The 17,404-nt window shown below is 42.9% G+C and carries 14 protein-coding genes and 4 tRNA genes; 10 read left to right on the top strand and 8 right to left on the bottom strand.

All coding sequences use genetic code 11. The annotated features are described in order from the left end of the window. Position 1 precedes the first annotated feature (1 nt). Positions 2 to 1,891, top strand: a complete 1,890-nt coding sequence (gene recD, locus HGO23_RS16865; protein ID WP_209028813.1) for an exodeoxyribonuclease V subunit alpha — start codon at positions 2 to 4, stop codon at positions 1,889 to 1,891. A gap of 33 nt (positions 1,892 to 1,924) precedes the next feature. Here the strand turns inward: recD and argA are convergent, their stop codons facing one another. Beyond that, positions 1,925 to 3,259 carry an amino-acid N-acetyltransferase gene (argA, locus tag HGO23_RS16860; RefSeq protein WP_099135054.1) on the bottom strand — a complete coding sequence of 445 codons (1,335 nt, stop codon included), beginning with the start codon at positions 3,257 to 3,259 and terminating at the stop codon, positions 1,925 to 1,927. Positions 3,260 to 3,559: 300 nt separating this feature from the next. Here argA and amiC point away from each other — a divergent pair, with 300 nt between their 5' ends. After that, positions 3,560 to 4,807 (top strand): N-acetylmuramoyl-L-alanine amidase AmiC, encoded by a 1,248-nt coding sequence (amiC, locus tag HGO23_RS16855; RefSeq protein WP_099135053.1) that lies wholly within the window; start codon positions 3,560 to 3,562, stop codon positions 4,805 to 4,807. A gap of 30 nt (positions 4,808 to 4,837) precedes the next feature. Here the strand turns inward: amiC and HGO23_RS16850 are convergent, their stop codons facing one another. The 5 genes from HGO23_RS16850 to HGO23_RS16830 all read right to left on the bottom strand — a co-directional run bounded on the left by HGO23_RS16850 (position 4,838) and on the right by HGO23_RS16830 (position 6,327). After that, on the bottom strand, positions 4,838 to 5,593 hold the full coding sequence (locus HGO23_RS16850; protein ID WP_209027312.1) for a hypothetical protein: 756 nt from the start codon (positions 5,591 to 5,593) through the stop codon (positions 4,838 to 4,840). Between the two features lie 246 nt (positions 5,594 to 5,839). Then, a tRNA-Met gene (locus tag HGO23_RS16845) sits at positions 5,840 to 5,916 on the bottom strand. A 60-nt stretch (positions 5,917 to 5,976) separates the two neighbouring features. Further along, a tRNA-Met gene (locus tag HGO23_RS16840) sits at positions 5,977 to 6,053 on the bottom strand. A 60-nt stretch (positions 6,054 to 6,113) separates the two neighbouring features. Further along, positions 6,114 to 6,190, bottom strand: a tRNA-Met gene (locus HGO23_RS16835). Positions 6,191 to 6,250: 60 nt separating this feature from the next. Beyond that, positions 6,251 to 6,327: transfer RNA gene (locus tag HGO23_RS16830), tRNA-Met, on the bottom strand. 225 nt (positions 6,328 to 6,552) lie between these two features. Here HGO23_RS16830 and mltA point away from each other — a divergent pair. Together mltA and tcdA are read left to right on the top strand one after the other, a co-directional pair. Continuing rightward, a complete protein-coding gene (mltA, locus tag HGO23_RS16825) occupies positions 6,553 to 7,650 on the top strand; it encodes a murein transglycosylase A (RefSeq protein ID WP_209027311.1) in 1,098 nt (365 codons plus the stop codon). A 104-nt stretch (positions 7,651 to 7,754) separates the two neighbouring features. Beyond that, on the top strand, positions 7,755 to 8,567 hold the full coding sequence (gene tcdA / locus HGO23_RS16820; RefSeq protein WP_099135050.1) for a tRNA cyclic N6-threonylcarbamoyladenosine(37) synthase TcdA: 813 nt from the start codon (positions 7,755 to 7,757) through the stop codon (positions 8,565 to 8,567). Positions 8,568 to 8,584: 17 nt separating this feature from the next. On the opposite strand, the gene csdE is transcribed toward tcdA, so the two are convergent. Further along, a complete protein-coding gene (gene csdE / locus HGO23_RS16815; protein ID WP_099135049.1) occupies positions 8,585 to 9,052 on the bottom strand; it encodes a cysteine desulfurase sulfur acceptor subunit CsdE in 468 nt (155 codons plus the stop codon). A 7-nt stretch (positions 9,053 to 9,059) separates the two neighbouring features. Further along, positions 9,060 to 10,298, bottom strand: a complete 1,239-nt coding sequence (gene csdA, locus HGO23_RS16810) for a cysteine desulfurase CsdA (RefSeq protein ID WP_209027310.1) — start codon at positions 10,296 to 10,298, stop codon at positions 9,060 to 9,062. A 467-nt stretch (positions 10,299 to 10,765) separates the two neighbouring features. Between csdA and HGO23_RS16805 the strand changes: the two genes are divergently transcribed. From HGO23_RS16805 to HGO23_RS16780, 6 genes are all read left to right on the top strand, one after another. Next, positions 10,766 to 11,686 (top strand): transcriptional regulator GcvA, encoded by a 921-nt coding sequence (locus tag HGO23_RS16805; protein WP_038259423.1) that lies wholly within the window; start codon positions 10,766 to 10,768, stop codon positions 11,684 to 11,686. Positions 11,687 to 11,716: 30 nt separating this feature from the next. Further along, on the top strand, positions 11,717 to 12,112 hold the full coding sequence (locus HGO23_RS16800; RefSeq protein WP_099135046.1) for a DUF423 domain-containing protein: 396 nt from the start codon (positions 11,717 to 11,719) through the stop codon (positions 12,110 to 12,112). Then, positions 12,105 to 13,202, top strand: coding sequence for a 23S rRNA (cytidine(2498)-2'-O)-methyltransferase RlmM (rlmM, locus tag HGO23_RS16795; RefSeq protein WP_209027309.1), 1,098 nt, complete (start codon positions 12,105 to 12,107; stop codon positions 13,200 to 13,202). Before HGO23_RS16800 ends, rlmM begins: the two co-directional genes overlap by 8 nt. 457 nt (positions 13,203 to 13,659) lie before the next feature. Continuing rightward, positions 13,660 to 15,096 carry a serralysin family metalloprotease gene (locus tag HGO23_RS16790; RefSeq protein ID WP_099135044.1) on the top strand — a complete coding sequence of 479 codons (1,437 nt, stop codon included), beginning with the start codon at positions 13,660 to 13,662 and terminating at the stop codon, positions 15,094 to 15,096. A 166-nt stretch (positions 15,097 to 15,262) separates the two neighbouring features. Continuing rightward, positions 15,263 to 15,580 (top strand): protease inhibitor Inh/omp19 family protein, encoded by a 318-nt coding sequence (locus HGO23_RS16785; protein ID WP_099135144.1) that lies wholly within the window; start codon positions 15,263 to 15,265, stop codon positions 15,578 to 15,580. 113 nt (positions 15,581 to 15,693) lie between these two features. Beyond that, positions 15,694 to 17,397 carry a type I secretion system permease/ATPase gene (locus tag HGO23_RS16780; RefSeq protein ID WP_209028812.1) on the top strand — a complete coding sequence of 568 codons (1,704 nt, stop codon included), beginning with the start codon at positions 15,694 to 15,696 and terminating at the stop codon, positions 17,395 to 17,397. The last annotated feature ends 7 nt before the right edge of the window (positions 17,398 to 17,404 follow it).

Raw genomic sequence — 17,404 nt, 5'->3', positions numbered from 1 at the left:
AATAATGTCATTATTGCAGCAAGCTGTTGCCCAAAAATTGCTGCGTCCGTTAGATGTGCAGTTTGCCTATGCGATGATTGAAGATGAAAATCCATTGTTATTGCTGATCACTGCCTATTTGAGTGCAGAAGTGGGGGCTGGTCATGTTTGCCTGCTTTTGAACAGGATCTCACCTGAACATTTATTTGAAGGACGACACACTGAGTTAGTGGCATCACTGTGGACTTTCGTAGGAGAACCTAATCAACAACAAATGATTGCTGCTTTGCAGGCATGTCCGGCAATAGGCGATGGGCAATCTCCTACACCGATAATACTTTCTGGTTATCGCCTTTACTTGCAGCGGATGTGGCAAAGCGAACGTCGGATAGCCGCGTTTTTTGCTGATGTGGCATTGGCTGATGATATTGATGAAATTCAGCTACGGAAAATTTTAGATGAGCTTTTTGGTGTTGCTGCTGCAAGTGAAATCGATTGGCAGAAAGTGGCGGCAGCAGTTGCTGTCACCAGTCGTATTTCTGTTATCTCTGGTGGGCCGGGAACCGGAAAAACAACGACGGTAGCGAAATTACTGGCCGCATTGATTAAATTGAACGAAGGAAAGCCATTGAATATTCAACTGGCGGCTCCTACAGGGAAAGCGGCTGCCAGGTTGACTGAATCGCTTGGTGAGGCTGTCAACAAACTTGCTTTGACAGATGAACAACGGTGCAATATCCCTGAGCAGGCACAAACCATCCATCGCTTGCTAGGTGCACAGCCTGAAAGCCAAAAACTCCGTTACCACCGTGATAATCCGCTTGCCCTTGATATCCTGATTGTTGATGAAGCCTCCATGGTAGATTTACCCATGATGGCGCGTCTGATTGATGCTTTGCCAGCAAAAGCAAAAGTGATTTTTCTGGGAGATAAGGATCAGCTGGCTTCTGTAGAAGCGGGAGCGGTATTGGGAGATATCTGTCGTTTTGCTGAACAAGGATACAGTGTCGATCGTGCAAAACAACTGACGAAGTTAACGGGTTGTCAGTTAGTGTCATATTCAGTGTCTGAGCCAGAAGATTTAACTTTGGCAGTACGGGATTGTTTATGTTTGCTGCGTAAAAGCTATCGTTTTAATTCTGCCTCTGGTATTGGGCAACTAGCTTCAGCAGTCAATCAGGGGGACAGTAAGTGTGTTGCTGCTGTATTAAGGCAATCTCTGCCTGATGTGAATTTTAATCCCCTAGCAGAAGATGAAGATTATCAGCGTTTGTTGATTGAAACCACAGAAGGTTATTACCGCTATTTGGCGCTGGTGAACGAAAAGGCATCTGAAAAGACTATCCTGGCAGAATTTAACCGTTTCAGGTTGTTATGTGCTTTAAGAGAAGGGCCGTTTGGTGTCAGTGGATTGAACCAGCGAGTGGAACAATTGCTGCATCGTAAAGGAATGATTGCTTTGCCCAAATATACGGGAAATCAGTTTATGGAGAATAGGAGCTATGCCGGGCGGCCGATCATGATCTTGCGCAATGACAGTACATTGGGACTGTTTAATGGTGATATCGGTATTATGCTTAAGGATCAGAATAATGAGTTGAAAGCCTATTTCCAGTTATCTGACGGGCAGATAAAACCTTTTCAGCCAAGCCGTCTGCCCTTACATGAAACGGCTTATGTAATGACAGTGCACAAATCACAAGGCTCTGAGTTTGAGCATACTGCATTAGTGTTGCCAACCCAGTTTTCTCCTGTTGTTAGTCGCGAGCTGGTTTATACGGCTTTGACCCGCGCCCGTGAGAAATTGACGCTATACGCACACAAGGTGGTTTTGTCCAAGGCAGTTGCGACACCCACTCAAAGGCGGAGTGGGTTAGTGGATTCGTTCTCTTGCCGTCGTGACGCAACTTGAAATCTATTGGATATATATGTGGGTGGAGTTATGTCAATGAGTTTTCAGATCCAACATCAAAATTTTGGAACGGCGTTGGTAATTGTACAGCGCCTGTTTTTCCACTGGTAACATAGTAATTTCTGCGGGTTCAAAACCTTTCTCCTGAAACCAGTGAATACTTTGAGTTGTAAGGACAAATAATCGTTCCAGTCCGATTTGTATGGCCTGATTAATAATAGCGCCTAATAACACCTCGCCACGTGAAGAATTTTGGTAATCCGGATGTACGGCAACACAGGCCATTTCACCGATTTTTTCCGCAGGATAAGAGTACAGGGCAGCACAGGCGATAGTGACATTATCGAGTTCTATCAGGGTAAACTTATCGATCTCCATTTCCAGTTGTTCCCGTGAGCGGCGAACCAGGATCCCATTTTGCTCCAGTGGACGGATCAGTTCGAGAATGCCTCCTATATCGTTGATATTGGCGCGACGGATCTGCTCAGAGCGCTCCATAACAATTTGGGTTCCGATGCCTTCGCGGGAGAATAATTCCTGGATTAGTGAGCCATTCTCCTGATAACTGATCAAATGACTGCGCCGAACTCCGCGGCGGCAGGCTTTAATGGCGCCACGTAAAAAACGTACTGCCCCGGAGGAGTAATCCCCGGTGCTTTCCAGTTTATTCAACAGTATTTCCCCCTCATTGGGGAAAATTTCTGACAAGGTATTCCCTTCCGTATCGGTGACGCCTTGTGATGAACAGAATCCTATCAGCTTTTCGGCTTTTAATTTAATCGCCAGTTGTGAAGCAATTTCTTCGGTCGTCAGGTTGAAACTTTCGCCGGTAACGGAAACAGCAACAGGCCCGATTAATACAATGGAATGGTTATCTAACTGCTGATTTATGGCTTCATCGTCAATCCGGCGAATTTTACCACTGTGGTAATAATCAATACCATCATCGATCCCTAAAGGCTGAGCGATGATAAAGTTGCCGCTGACCACGTTAATATGCGCACCTTGTAATGGCGTATTATTGAGGCTCATGGAAAGTCGGGCTGTAATATCAAGCTGTAACACGCCAGCGGCTTGTTTGATAAAATCCAGCGTTTTAACATCAGTAACCCGAGTGTATTTATGATAAATCGGTTGATAGTGATGTTGGGTGAGGTTCTGATCGATTTGTGGCCGAGCACCGTACACAATAACTAAACGAATGCCGAGGCTATGTAATAAACCGATATCATTAACGATATTCGGAAAATTTTCATGGGCGATAGCTTCACCGACCAACATAATGACAAAAGTTTTGTTACGATGTGCATTAATATACGGAACCGAATGCCGGAAAATTTCGACCAATTCGGTACGGCGTTCTTTCATGATATTCCCCTCAATTGCATTTTTATTCGTATTTTTTATATTTTTATTCTTTAGAAGGGAAATGGCAAGAGGGAATATAGATAAAAACAAAGCTATTATTTATATTGATATTTATGTTTGTTATCTCTCAGGTCGCAGCTTTGTTGGCTACGCTGCATCTTGAAATTCATAGAGTATAGCTGTTGAGATAGCAGAAAATGCTTTTTTTGATGACAGTTCCTTTATAATTAATTAGAGTCTTCCACCTAACTGTCTCTTAGATAAAAGTTACTGTCTGGTTGTTTTTAAATGGAATAAATAATGAGTCATTCAGACCATAATTCTTCACGTCGCCGTTTGTTGAAAGGAGCAGCAGCGCTTTGGTTGTTAAGTATTAGTCCGATAGGGTATGCAGCAACGTCACAAGTGATTGCTGTGCGTATTTGGCCTGCATCAAGTTATACCAGGGTGACGCTGGAGTCTAATATTCCGCTTAAATACCGCCAATTTTCACTTTCAAATCCCAACCGAATTGTTATTGATTTGCAGGGTATCCAGCTCAATAGTGTCCTGAGCAGTATAGGATCGCAGGTTCAGCAACGTGATCCTTATCTGAAACTGGTACGAGCCGGGCAATTTGATCCCAAAACTGTGCGTTTGGTGTTTGAAATTAAGCAGCCGATTGCACCACATATTTTTACTTTGCCGCCTATTGCGAAATTCAAGCATCGTTTGGTGTTAGATTTCTATCCAAAGGTAGCGAAAGCCAATGATGATCCTTTGCTGGCACTGCTTGAAGAGTACAACAGTGGAAATCTGGAAAAGCATATGCCACCGACAGAGAGGAAAAAAACAGGCAAGGCCGGGAAGAACAGGCCAATTGTGATTATGCTTGATCCCGGTCATGGTGGTGAAGATCCTGGCGCTATCGGGAAATACAAAACCCGTGAGAAAGATGTTGTTTTACAGATTGCCCGCCGTCTGCAAGCCCTTATAAAACGTCAACCGGGGATGAAAGTGTATATGACCCGTAATGAAGATATTTTTATTCCGCTGACAGTCAGGGTAGCAAAAGCACGTAAGATGCAGGCGGATCTGTTTGTTTCCATCCATGCTGATGCTTTTACTAATCGTGCCGCTAGGGGATCGTCCGTATTTGCTTTGTCAACGAAAGGGGCAACCAGTAATGCTGCCCGTTTTCTGGCCCAAACGCAGAATGAGGCTGACTTGATTGGTGGGGTGAGTAAAAGCGGTGATAAATATTTGGATCATACCATGCTGGATCTGGTTCAGACTGTGACGATTAATGACAGCCTGAAATTTGGGGATGAAGTGCTTAAGCGAATGGGTAAAGTGAATAAACTGCATAAAAACAGTGTCGATCAGGCGGGGTTTGCCGTATTAAAAGCACCGGATATTCCTTCTATTCTGGTTGAAACTGCATTCATCAGTAATTTGGAAGAAGAACGAAAACTACGTACTGCGAAATTCCAGCAACAAGTGGCTGAATCTATTTTTGCCGGTATTAAAGCCTATTTTAAAAATGGAGCAGAATTAGCACGGCGGTGAAATATCCACCCATATAAAATAAAGAAAACATTATAGAGCGTTAAATAATAGGGAAAGTGTTTCAGAGTAGTCATCTTGGCATACATAATTTTTCCATAGAGTTGATCCTGTTCCTTCCCAAGGTGGAGTAGTTGGGGTGTCATTCAGCCAAAATTGTATTTTTTTAGCGACGTTAGGATACTCTCTGTGTCTGAAAAGCCATCTTAATTCTTTTCCAGTGATATTTTTGTCGTGTTTATAAACTACAGTATCCATATTTATACCATCAAGTATAAAGTGGATATGCATATCATGAGGTAAATTTCCATTGACTATGCTTGCCCATGATAATCCGCCTTTACATTTTCTTCCTATGTCTATCTTATTATATTCATTGATGTTTTCAGTAACAGTGCGGTATTTATGGTGACTTTTCAGATGATTAAAGAAATCTCTTTTATAGTGATTATATTTGTCTTCATCCTCTTGCTTTTTGGGTTTTTCATACCAGTATCTTCTGCTGTATTCTTCCGCTCTATTTTGAAAACTGGATTTTTCCTCGTTATTTATCCAATTATTTTTTTTGTTTTTTCCTTGATAATTTTTCATAAAATTTTTCATATGGTTTAATTCGGCAGGTGTTAAATAATTATCAATAAATATTGGTGGATAAAGAGCTTCATCATTACAATGTTTAGCAATCAGAAAGTTTTTACTTTCATTAACATATTTTTTCCTGCTATCAGTTAAACCATATATTAAATCACCTTTATAAAAATTTTCTCTAAAGGGACGAAAAAATGGCATGTTGCTACCCTTATTTTAGGTCGGTTTTAAAATAGCCTAACTATAATAACAACTTGTTAATTAAATGTATTATTTTTGTATGGTTTTATAAATTATTTTAATGGAGGAGATGATTTTTGTTTACAAACAGGGGATTGACTACCCTGTGGTTGTAATATTACGCATTGAATATATACAAATAATGAATAAAAAAGAGTGATAAACAGGTTGAAAATTTGGTAAGAAGTGAGATTTTAATCAGAAAGTTGGTTGCGGGGGCCGGATTTGAACCGACGACCTTCGGGTTATGAGCCCGACGAGCTACCAGGCTGCTCCACCCCGCGTCCGTCTGCAAATGCTACATTATATCTATAAAAACAGTATCGATAAAAACGATACTAAATTGGTTGCGGGGGCCGGATTTGAACCGACGACCTTCGGGTTATGAGCCCGACGAGCTACCAGGCTGCTCCACCCCGCGTCCGTCTGCAAATGCTACATTATATCTATAAAAACAGTATCGATAAAAACGATACTAAATTGGTTGCGGGGGCCGGATTTGAACCGACGACCTTCGGGTTATGAGCCCGACGAGCTACCAGGCTGCTCCACCCCGCGTCCGTCTGCAAATGCTACATTATATCTATAAAAACAGTATCGATAAAAACGATACCGAATTGGTTGCGGGGGCCGGATTTGAACCGACGACCTTCGGGTTATGAGCCCGACGAGCTACCAAGCTGCTCCACCCCGCGTCCGATGTCGGCACACTATACTCCGGATCGATTCCGTTGCAAGCTTTTTTGTTGATATTTACCAATTTTGTTTGTTTTTTTGCTTAAAAATAAAGCTTGTTGTTTTATTTTTGTTCTCTTGTGATTTAAGCAGAGTAATCTATTTTTTTCTAACTACATTTTATTATTTATTGGGGTTTGATATTGTTTGCTGTCGAAACGGAATGGCAGGAGATAAAGTATAATATGAAACTTTGGGGCAAATATCTTTTATGTGGTGTTGTCGTTTCTCTGTTATCTGCTTGTCATTTGCGCCCGACGGAGCAAGGTCAGCAGTATAAAGATGGTCACTTTACCCAGGACTTCCGGCTTGTTAATACGCCAAATGCGCAAGGCTCTCCCGTCAATGCCGGAGATTTTGTCACTCAGGTCAAATTAATCAGCGAGTCTTCTCCCCAATTGTATGCCAATCAACGCGCTACCTTTAATGCCATCGAAAACTGGATGCAATATGGTGGAAATATTCGCAATTTAGCTCAGTTTGGTTTGCTCGTTTATCAGATGGAAGGCGAAGATAATTACGGTAATGTCAAATTTACCGGCTACTATACCCCTATATTGCAGGCTCGCCATATTAAACAAGGTGAATTTAAATATCCTTTGTACCAAATGCCAGATCAAGCGTATTCTCGCTTGCCGGATCGTGCGGCTATATATAATGGGGTTCTCGATAAAAAGTGGATCATTGGCTACAGCAACTCTCTAATAGATAATTTTTTGATGGAAGTACAAGGGAGTGGTTATGTGGATTTTGGTGACGACAAACTATTAACCTTTTTTGGTTATAGTGGAAAGAATGGTCATGTTTATCGCAGTATAGGTAAAGTGTTAATTGATAGTGGAGAAATTCCCCAGGAAGAAATATCAATGAGAGCCATTCGGCAGTGGGCTGAAAAGCATAATGAATCTGAAGTTCGGCAAATTCTGGAACAGAATCCTTCTTTCGTATTTTTTAAGCCTGAACCTTATACCGCAGTGCGGGGAGCCAGTGCAGTGCCTTTAGTCGCAAAAGCTTCAGTAGCATCGGATAAGGCATTAGTTCCTCCCGGAACAGTGTTGCTGGCGGAAGTACCGATATTGGATAACCTCGGCAAGTTTACCGGACAGTACCGAATGCACCTGATGGTGGCACTGGATGTCGGGGGAGCAATTAAAGGACATCATTTCGATATTTATCATGGTGTTGGCAGTCTTGCCGGAGAAATGGCTGGTTTTTATAACCACTATGGACGTGTTTGGATATTGAAGAAAGCATTATCTGGCTTTTTGGCAGCAAACCAGTAAGATCCTGCTCAGTTCAAACAATCGTTACCTATCTCTGCCTGATATTTTCGCGCGGAAAATAAAGTGTGTCTGATAGCATAGGTTTTATTCAGGATTTATTATTGATGCAAGTTTCTCTCTCTGATGCTTATCTTCAGCGTTTTGCTGGTACTGCACGATTATATGGCCAGAAAGCGCTTTCATTATTCTCCCGTTCACATGTTTGTGTGGTTGGCATTGGAGGTGTGGGTTCATGGGCAGCGGAAGCATTGGCTCGCACAGGTATTGGGGCGATTACGCTGATTGATATGGATGACGTCTGCACTACCAATACCAATCGTCAACTGCATACATTAGTGCAGAATGTGGGGTTACCAAAAACCGAAGTGATAGCTGAGCGGATACGGGCGATTAACCCTGAATGTCAGGTCACTTGTATTGATGATTTTGTTACGCCTGATAATGTGGCGGAATTGATCTCTGCGGATTTTGATTATGTTATTGATGCTATTGACAGTGTTCGCCCGAAAGCAGCCCTGCTGGCTTATTGCCGCCGTTATAAGATCCCTGTGGTGACAACGGGTGGTGCGGGTGGGCAGCTTGATCCAACCCAGATTCAGGTCGTGGATTTAGCCAAAACAGTGCAGGATCCTTTGGCCGCTAAATTGAAAGAACGCCTGAAATCTGATTATCGGGTCGTGAAGAACGGTAAAGGAAAATTGGGCATCGACTGTGTTTTCTCAACGGAACAATTAGTGTATCCACAATCTGATGGTACGGTTTGCGCGGTCAAAAGTACGGCTGATGGTTCAAAGCGGATGGATTGTGCCTCTGGTTTTGGTGCCGCAACGATGGTTACGGCGACTTTTGGGTTTGTTGCTGTATCTCACGCATTGAAAAAAATGGTGGCTAGAGCGGAGCGGGAAAGCTGTCTTTAATTTTAGTATGAACAGTTTTAGTATGAACAGTTTTGATACGAGCGGGCAATTTCCTGCACGGCATTAATCAAAGATTTTACGCCGTTGAGCCGCGATCCACTTAATTGCTGTTCGAGACCTGCTTGCTGAAACAGCTCGGTTAATGGCGTTTGTAAAACCTGCTCCGCCGTTTTTCTTTCCACTGTGGTCAGGATAAATGCTAATAAACCTTTCACGATGCGCCCTTCGCTGTCACCATAAAAATGTAGGCGGTTTTCAGTAAGCAATTGATGTCCTAACCAAACCCGGTTTTCACAGCCGGAAATCTCAATCTGCTGTTGTTTTAACTCATCGGGCAGGTCCGGTAGCTTTTTAGCAAGCCCGATGAGTTGCCGATAGCGATCTTCCCACAGCCGGCATTGCTCAAACTTTTCAATCAGTTGTTGCTCCGTAATTTCTGTACCAAACGGATGTGGGGCAAGGATAGGAGTTGGCAGTGATGTCATTGGTGATTTATTCCTCAAGTAGTGACAGAGCGAATTTTACTGCACTGACTAATTTATCTGCATCTTGTTGGGTGTTATAAGGCATAAAAGAAGCCCGCAGGCAACCGTTGATCCCCAAAGCATCAAGCAGTGGTTGGGCGCAGTGCTGCCCTGAACGCAGGGAAATATTCTGTTCAGCGATCAGCGTTGCCAGATCATTATGATGTATGCCTGCAAAGTTGAAGGCCAATAGGCTGGCTCTTGTCGCACGATAACTGATAAAACCCGGTATCGCGCTGAGTTGCTGCTCAGCATAATCTGTCAGGGCAACAGCATAGGATTCGGCAAGTGAAATATCGAGTGTTTTTAACCATTCCAACGTAGCAGCAAACCCGATGACTCCGGCGACATTCGGTGTGCCGGCTTCAAAACGATAAGGTATTGCTTCTGGTGTAAAACTGTCGAAGGAGACTTGAGTCAGCATTTTCCCGCCCCCTTGCCACGGAGACATGGCATTCAGCAGTGATCCTTTTCCATACAATACTCCCAACCCATTAGGTCCATAGAGCTTATGTGCAGAGAAAGCATAAAAATCGATATCTAACTGTTGTACATCGGCGGGAGTGTGAACAATGCTTTGAGCCCCATCGACCAGTACCAGACAGTTATATTGATGGGCGAGGGTTGTGACTTGTGTTAAATCAACAGTAGCTCCGGTCACATTTGACATTTGGCTGATAGCAACTAACCGACTTTTTTCATTGAGCAGTTCTGCCAGCGTTTCAATTTCTGGCTGATACTGTTTTTGTTGACATCGTTTTCCAATCGGCCATTTAACGATCTTAGCACCGGTTTGTTCTGCCAGAATCAGCCACGGTAGTAGATTGGAGTGATGCTCTTGTTCACTGACAATAATCTCATCATGGGCTGATAAGCGGGAACGAAAATACCCTTGTGCAACCAGATTAATGGCTTCGCTGGTGCCTTTGGTCCAGATAATATTTTCAGGTTGCGGTGCATTGAGCAATTCAGCGACTAAAGAACGTGCCTGTTCATAACGTAAGGTCATTGCTTGTGCAGTCTCGTGTTGACTGCGATGAACAGTTGCACTGTGATTCTGGTAATAGCGTTGAGTTGCCTCAATCATACATGTGGGTTTGAGAGAAGTCGCTGCGCTATCCAGAAACACAGTAGGTTTTGGATACTCAGAGGATGGCTGTAAAGCAGGAAATTGTCGGCGAAATTTTTCTGAATCAAAGGCTTTCATAAATTATGTTAATTTGAATGCTATGTCGTATACCTTTCGTTCTACAATCCAGAAGGTATAAAAGAATAAATTTTTCTTTAATCAAGTTTGAGGGATTTTACAGCAAAGCAGGGAAAAAAAGCACCGCAATTGCGGTGCATTAAAAAAATCACTATGGACAGACAGGGTAAATGTACAGGAAGTGAAAAAAACAGTAGCATACGCTACAAAGCCTGGTTGTCCCAGACAACTTGCAAACACAACATCACAACCACAAAGCCAAAAGTATCTATGTGCTTTTACAAATTTATATCACTCCAAATTTGCCTCGCGACAGAGCTACTTTTCGTTCCGGCTTAGGAAGTGCGCACACTATAGGGATTTGCTGGTATATCATCAATGGACAAATTATAATGATTCGGATTATAAAAACTAATACCTGAATGAAAAGAGTTACCGGTATCGTAACCATCATATAAGAAACCAACATGTCCAAACGTTTACCACCACTCAATGCGTTACGAGTTTTTGATGCTGCCGCTCGTCATTTAAGCTTTACTAAAGCGGCAGAAGAATTATTTGTCACTCAAGCTGCGGTCAGCCACCAGATGAAAAGTCTGGAAGATTTTTTGGGACTGAAACTGTTTCGTCGCCGTAACCGTTCTTTGTTGCTGACGGAAGATGGGCAAAGTTACTATCTGGATATTAAAGAAATCTTCACGGCTATCAATGAAGCTACCCGAAAACTTCAGGCACGTAGTGCCAAAGGGGCGTTGACGGTAAGTTTATCCCCTAGCTTTGCGATTCAATGGTTAGTGCCGCGGCTTTCTGGTTTTAACCAGAGTTTTCCGGGGATTGACGTCAGAATTCAGGCTGTGGATCGGGAAGAAGATAAGCTGGCAGATGATGTTGATGTGGCGATTTTTTATGGACGGGGTAACTGGCCGGGGTTGCGGACAGACCGTCTTTATCCTGAATATTTGCTGCCTGTATGTTCTCCTTCTTTGTTAATGGGGGAGCGCCCACTGAAAACACCGGCGGATCTCGCCAACCACACTTTATTGCATGATTCTTCCAGACGGGACTGGCAAGCCTATGTTCGCCAACTTGATATACAGCAGTTGATCAATGTGCAACAAGGGCCGATATTCAGCCATAGTGCAATGGTCATTCAGGCTGCGGTACATGGGCAGGGCATAGCACTTGCGAATAATGTGATGGCACAGAATGAAATTGATGCAGGTCGTCTTGTTTGTCCGTTCAATGATGTTCTGGTCAGTAAGAATGCATTTTATTTAGTTTGCCATGATAATCAGGCAGAATTGGGCAAGATTGCGGCTTTCCGTAAATGGATCCTTGCACAGGCTGCAAGCGAGCAGGAAAGATTAGGCTTTATTACTAATGAATGACACTAAACGAATGAGAGCAGGAGCAGATCGATGAACAGTCGTGCGATGCTTATTTTTTCCGGGATCAGTGGTTTCTTCTACGTGGCCTTTGGCGCAATAGGTGCCCATCTTCTGGCACCGGTGTTGCGGTCACAGCAAATGGAATGGGTTCATACTGGCCTGCAATATCAAGGATTACATACATTGGCGATGATGGCACTGGCGGCTGTGTTGATATGGCAGCCATCGGTGCAATTCAGCCGGGCAGGAATATTTTTTGCTGTGGGGATCGTACTGTTTAGTGGCAGCCTTTATTGCCTGGCCTTTTTACCGCTAAAATATTTGGTTTATCTGACACCTGTCGGTGGGCTGAGTTTCCTCATCGGTTGGTTATGTGTATTAATTGGCGCTTTGCGTCTAAGGAAATTGGCGCCTAGCCATGAATAAAGTTGCTTTGTATTGCCGCCCTGGGTTTGAAAAAGAGTGTGCGGCAGAAATTACAGATAAAGCGAGTAAGAAAGAAATTTACGGTTTCGCTCGTGTGAAAGAAAACAGTGGTTATGTGCTGTTTGAATGTTATCAGTATGATGATGCTGACCGTCTTATTCGTGAAATTCCATTTCGTGAATTGATTTTTGCCCGCCAAATGTTGGTTGTCGGTGAGCTGCTGAAAGATTTACCGCAGGAAGATCGTATTACACCGATCATTGGGATGCTGAGCGGTGTTATTGAGCGCGCGGGTGAACTGCGTGTGGAAGTGCCGGATACCAATGAAAGCAAGGAATTGATGAAATTCTGCCGCAAGTTTACGGTTCCTTTGCGTAATGCGATGCGGCAGGAAAAGATCCTGTTGGCAAAGGAAAACTATACCCGTCCAGTGGCTCATGTGTTTTTTATTGCTCCCGGATGCTGTTATGTGGGGTATTCCTACAGTAATAATAATTCCCGTTTTTACATGGGGATCCCACGTCTGAAATTCCCATCGGATGCTCCGAGCCGTTCGACACTGAAGCTGGAAGAAGCTTTTCATATCTTCATTCCTTATGACGAATGGGAAGAGCGTCTCGATAGTGGTCTGTATGCCGTAGACTTGGGGGCTTGTCCGGGTGGATGGACTTACCAGCTTGTGAAGCGCAGTATGATCGTTCATGCGGTAGATAATGGGATAATGGCTGATAGCCTGATGGATACTGGCCAAGTAAAGCATCATCGTGTGGATGGCTTTAAGTTTGAACCATCGGTAAAAAATATTTATTGGTTAGTGTGCGATATGGTTGAGAAGCCGGCTAAAGTTGCTCAGCTTATGACGGATTGGTTGGTTAAAAGCTGGTGCCGGGAAGCTATTTTCAACCTCAAGTTGCCGATGAAAAAACGTTACGAAGAAGTTGCTAATATTTTACAAAAAATTGAACGACAATTGAAAGAAAATGGCGTTAATGCCAAAATTCAGGCGAAACATTTGTATCACGACCGTGAAGAGATCACAGTGCACGTTCAACGTATCTGGTCTGTTTATGCAATGAACCGCGATTATTGATTATTGTTTGATATATCCGTCTTTATTTTTCCCGCCGTTGTTGCTTAAAGTGATCTGAAAATGCCCCGGTTATCGAGTTTCTTGCGTAACCGGGGCATTTATTTATTTTTTCTTTTATTAAAATAAAACCAATTAGCTATATTAATTTTAAGGTAACTCTTCATTTAAATTAATTTCAATCAGGTAGAAATTAATTTGTGTATTGTTAAGAAAATATATTTTTTTGTTAACGCAAACGTTTAATCAAAAATTAATAATTAGACATATAAATTAATTTTGTTTAATGTATTTTTTAAAATGATATCTTAATCATTTTTACATGGTCAAAAACTGGCGTTATTTTATTCAAGGGTTTTATTTCTAATACCTTACTTAGGAAGAATAAAAAAACTCAAGTACCCGTTATAGCTGATATATCGGGTCTGAGATTATGAGTCTTTTTTTACAGGAGATTTACATGACCTCAAAGAAAAAATATACCTATACGGGGTTATCTGACTCTAACTCTGTTCAGGATGTGAAAGCACTACTCTCAGCCTACGTTCCAAACTCTGATATGAATATTCGTGTCATGCATAAGCCTTTGGGGGATAAGGCCCCAGATGAACTTTTGCGGACTGATTTTCATTGGCAGGACAGTAAAATCGGGCCTTCTGGCACGCTGGAATTGTCCTATCATTTTCTAAAAACTGCGCCTGCTTTAATAATGTCGAAATTTGGTATTGCAGGTTTCAGTGCTTTTAATGAGGAACAAAAAGAAGCCGCAAAACTTTCATTACAGTCTTGGTCTGATGTTGCTAATATAAAATTTACTGAAGTCAGCTCACGTTTCGATGCCAATATTACTTTGGGCTTTTTTGATTATAGTGAGACTGATGATTATGCATTTGCAACTTTGCCGAGAGGACAAAAAACAATGTACTCTTGGTATCATGCTAAAGACGAAACTTTCAAAACAAATGATATTGATGTGAATGGTTATGGACGGCAGACGTTTGTTCATGAAATAGGGCATACTCTGGGTCTGGAACATCCTGCTGAATATGACGCTTCCGATGTCGTAAGACCAAGTTATATCACTGTCGGTGAATATTTCGAAGATAGCCGTGCTTATACCGTGATGAGTTATTTCAACGAGAAATACACGGGGCAGGATTTCAAAGGAAATTTCTCATCAGCGCCTTTGTTGAATGATATCTCTGCCATTCAGGCTTTATATGGTGCCAATACTGAAACCCGTAAAGGTGACACAGTATATGGTTTTAATTCCAATACTGACCGTGATTTTATGACAGCAACAGATGCTGATAGCAAACTGATATTCAGTGTTTGGGATGCGGGTGGAGAAGATACATTTGATTTCTCCGGTTTTACCCAAAATCAGCGCATTAACCTGAATGAAGGCGCTTTCTCTGATGTAGGCGGCTTGAAAGGTAACGTTTCTATTGCGCGTGGTGTAGTCATTGAAAATGCGATTGGCGGCAGCGGTGACGATATCATTGTTGGTAACAGTGCAGACAATACCCTGAAAGGGGGGGCCGGAAATGATGTCATTTATGGCGGCTTAGGCGGTGATCATCTCTGGGGTGGAGCAGGCAAGGACACATTTGTCTATCTGGATGGCAAAGAATCCCTAAAAGACAACCCGGACTGGATCCATGATTTTGTGTCTGGCGAAGACAAAATCGACTTGTCTCAGTTTAACTTCGGGGGCAAGGGGGATCTTAAATTTGTTGATTCATTTTCAGGTAAGGCAGGTGAAGTTTTACTGACTTATAACGAATCAACAGATGTAACGGATATGTCTATCAGTCTTGGAGGAGAGTTAGCTGACAACGATTTTCTGGTGAAAATTATTGGTCAGCCATCACCTGAAGCTGATTTCATTGTTTAGTAACATTCATTTTAATAAAACAAGCTGCTGCCTGTTGCTCAGGCGGCAGCCTTTTATAGGAGGGGCAATGTTACAACGACATTTAGTTTCCTTCAATGCGTTGTTTGCTTTGTTGAAATCTTGCACTTTATCAATAATGTTATCTTTGTTTTTGATTGGAGGATGTATGGCCAGTAGTTTGAATCTCCCTAAACCGACTGAACTGACAGGAATATGGCAGATATCGGATAAACATCAGGTGTGCAGCGTTGAACTCACGGATACACGTTTGCCAGAAGGCTCTATCTGGGCACTGAAAAGTGACGCTTGTCTGACAAAACTGGTAGGAAATACTGTTGCAGGCTGGCGACCGACTCCTGATGGCATCACTTTGACAGATGCTGACGGTAATAGCCGGGCCTTTTTTGGTCAGGAATCTGAACAATGGGTGGCATACCTTGTTGATGGCAGGGAACTTGTCATGACACTCAAGAAGAAGATGTAACTGTGATCAAGAAAGCGATATTAAAAAATAATATAAAGATAAGAACATAATTAAACTATTTTGCTTCTGATAATGAAGGGATTTCTGTGAAATTACGCCAGCCAAAAGATGAAATGACGGATGTTATCCGTGCACGCAGCAAAGTATTCTGGACGATTGGTTTGTTTACAGCATTTATTAACTTACTGATGCTGGTTCCCTCCATTTATATGCTTCAGATATATGATCGGGTACTGCCATCCGGTAACGAGATGACTTTGCTGATGTTGACGCTGATTACGCTTGGCATGTATGCCATCATCGGTGGGTTGGAATATATCCGAAGTATGGTAGTGATCCGGGTCGGTAGTCAGTTTGATATGTGCCTGAACCAGCGTGTTTATACCGCATCATATGAATCCAATCTGAAAAATGGCTCTACGGATGCGGGGCAGATGCTGAATGATTTATCAACAATTCGTCAATTTCTGACGGGTAGTGCATTATTTGCCTTTTTTGATGCCCCTTGGTTCCCTGTTTACCTCGGTGTCATTTTTCTGTTCAGTCCATATTTAGGGTTGTTGGCGTTGATTGGGGCACTTATTTTGGTAGCTTTGGCGGTATTAAATCAATGGTTATCTCAGTCTCCGCTGGCGGAAGCTAATAAGCTCTCTTTACGTTCCGCTAACCTTGCCAGTACCAACTTACGTAATGCCGAAGTAATTGAAGCATTGGGTATGTTGCCTACATTACGTCAGCGTTGGTTTGGTCTGCATGAGCGTTTTCTCAATTTTCAGCGTATTGCCAGTGAACGGGCAGTATCCATTACCGCAATCACTAAAACAGTACGTATGGCTTTGCAATCATTAATCCTTGGCCTCGGAGGATGGCTGGCAATTGGAGGCGATATCACGCCGGGTATGATGATTGCTGGCTCAATTCTAATGGGACGGGCATTGTCTCCGATTGAACAACTCATCCAGGCATGGAAAAGCTGGAGTTCTGCCCGTCTATCATGGCAGCGACTGGATAAATTACTGCAAGCACAGCCAGAGCGTGAAAGTGGTATGACATTACCCGTACCTAAGGGAGCATTGTTGTTAGAGAAAGTGTTTGCCACTCCTCCCGCTAAAACTAAAGCAGCTCAACCAATTGAAAAGAATAAGCAGGTTTTGCAAGACATCAATTTTTCTCTGGAAGCCGGGGATATTCTGGGAGTGATTGGCCCCAGTGCATCAGGAAAATCCACTCTGGCCCGTTTGTTGGTGGGAGTCTGGCCAGCTCAGGAGGGAGTGGTGAGACTTGATGGTGCAGATATTTATCAATGGAACAAGGATGAACTGGGAGCTTTCATCGGTTATTTACCGCAGGATATTGAACTGTTTGCCGGAACAATTGCGGAGAATATCGCACGTTTTAATGACCTTGATCCGGAAAAAGTCATTGAAGCGGCACAGAAAGCAGGCGTACATGATCTGGTCCTTAATCTTGAACAAGGTTATGACACCGTCATCGGTGCGGGAGGGATGGGGTTGTCTGGTGGACAAAAACAGAGGATTGGGTTGGCTCGGGCATTGTACGGTAATCCATCGTTAGTTGTGCTGGATGAGCCTAATTCCAATCTGGATGATATTGGTGAAAAAGCACTGAGCGGTGCGATTGGAGAATTACGGGAACAGGGAAAAACAGTTGTGGTAATTACTCACCGTCCGGCATTGCTCTCCCAAACAAATAAGATTTTATTGCTAGTACAGGGAAAAATGAAACTGTTTGGCCCATCTCAGCAAGTTATGGCGGCATTAGCACAGTCAAAGGCTGCTGAGCGTACTGCATCATGACCTGCCA

This window comes from Xenorhabdus budapestensis (assembly GCF_017743015.1).
Lineage (GTDB): Bacteria > Pseudomonadota > Gammaproteobacteria > Enterobacterales > Enterobacteriaceae > Xenorhabdus > Xenorhabdus budapestensis.
This window is presented reverse-complemented; position numbering and strand designations above follow the sequence as displayed.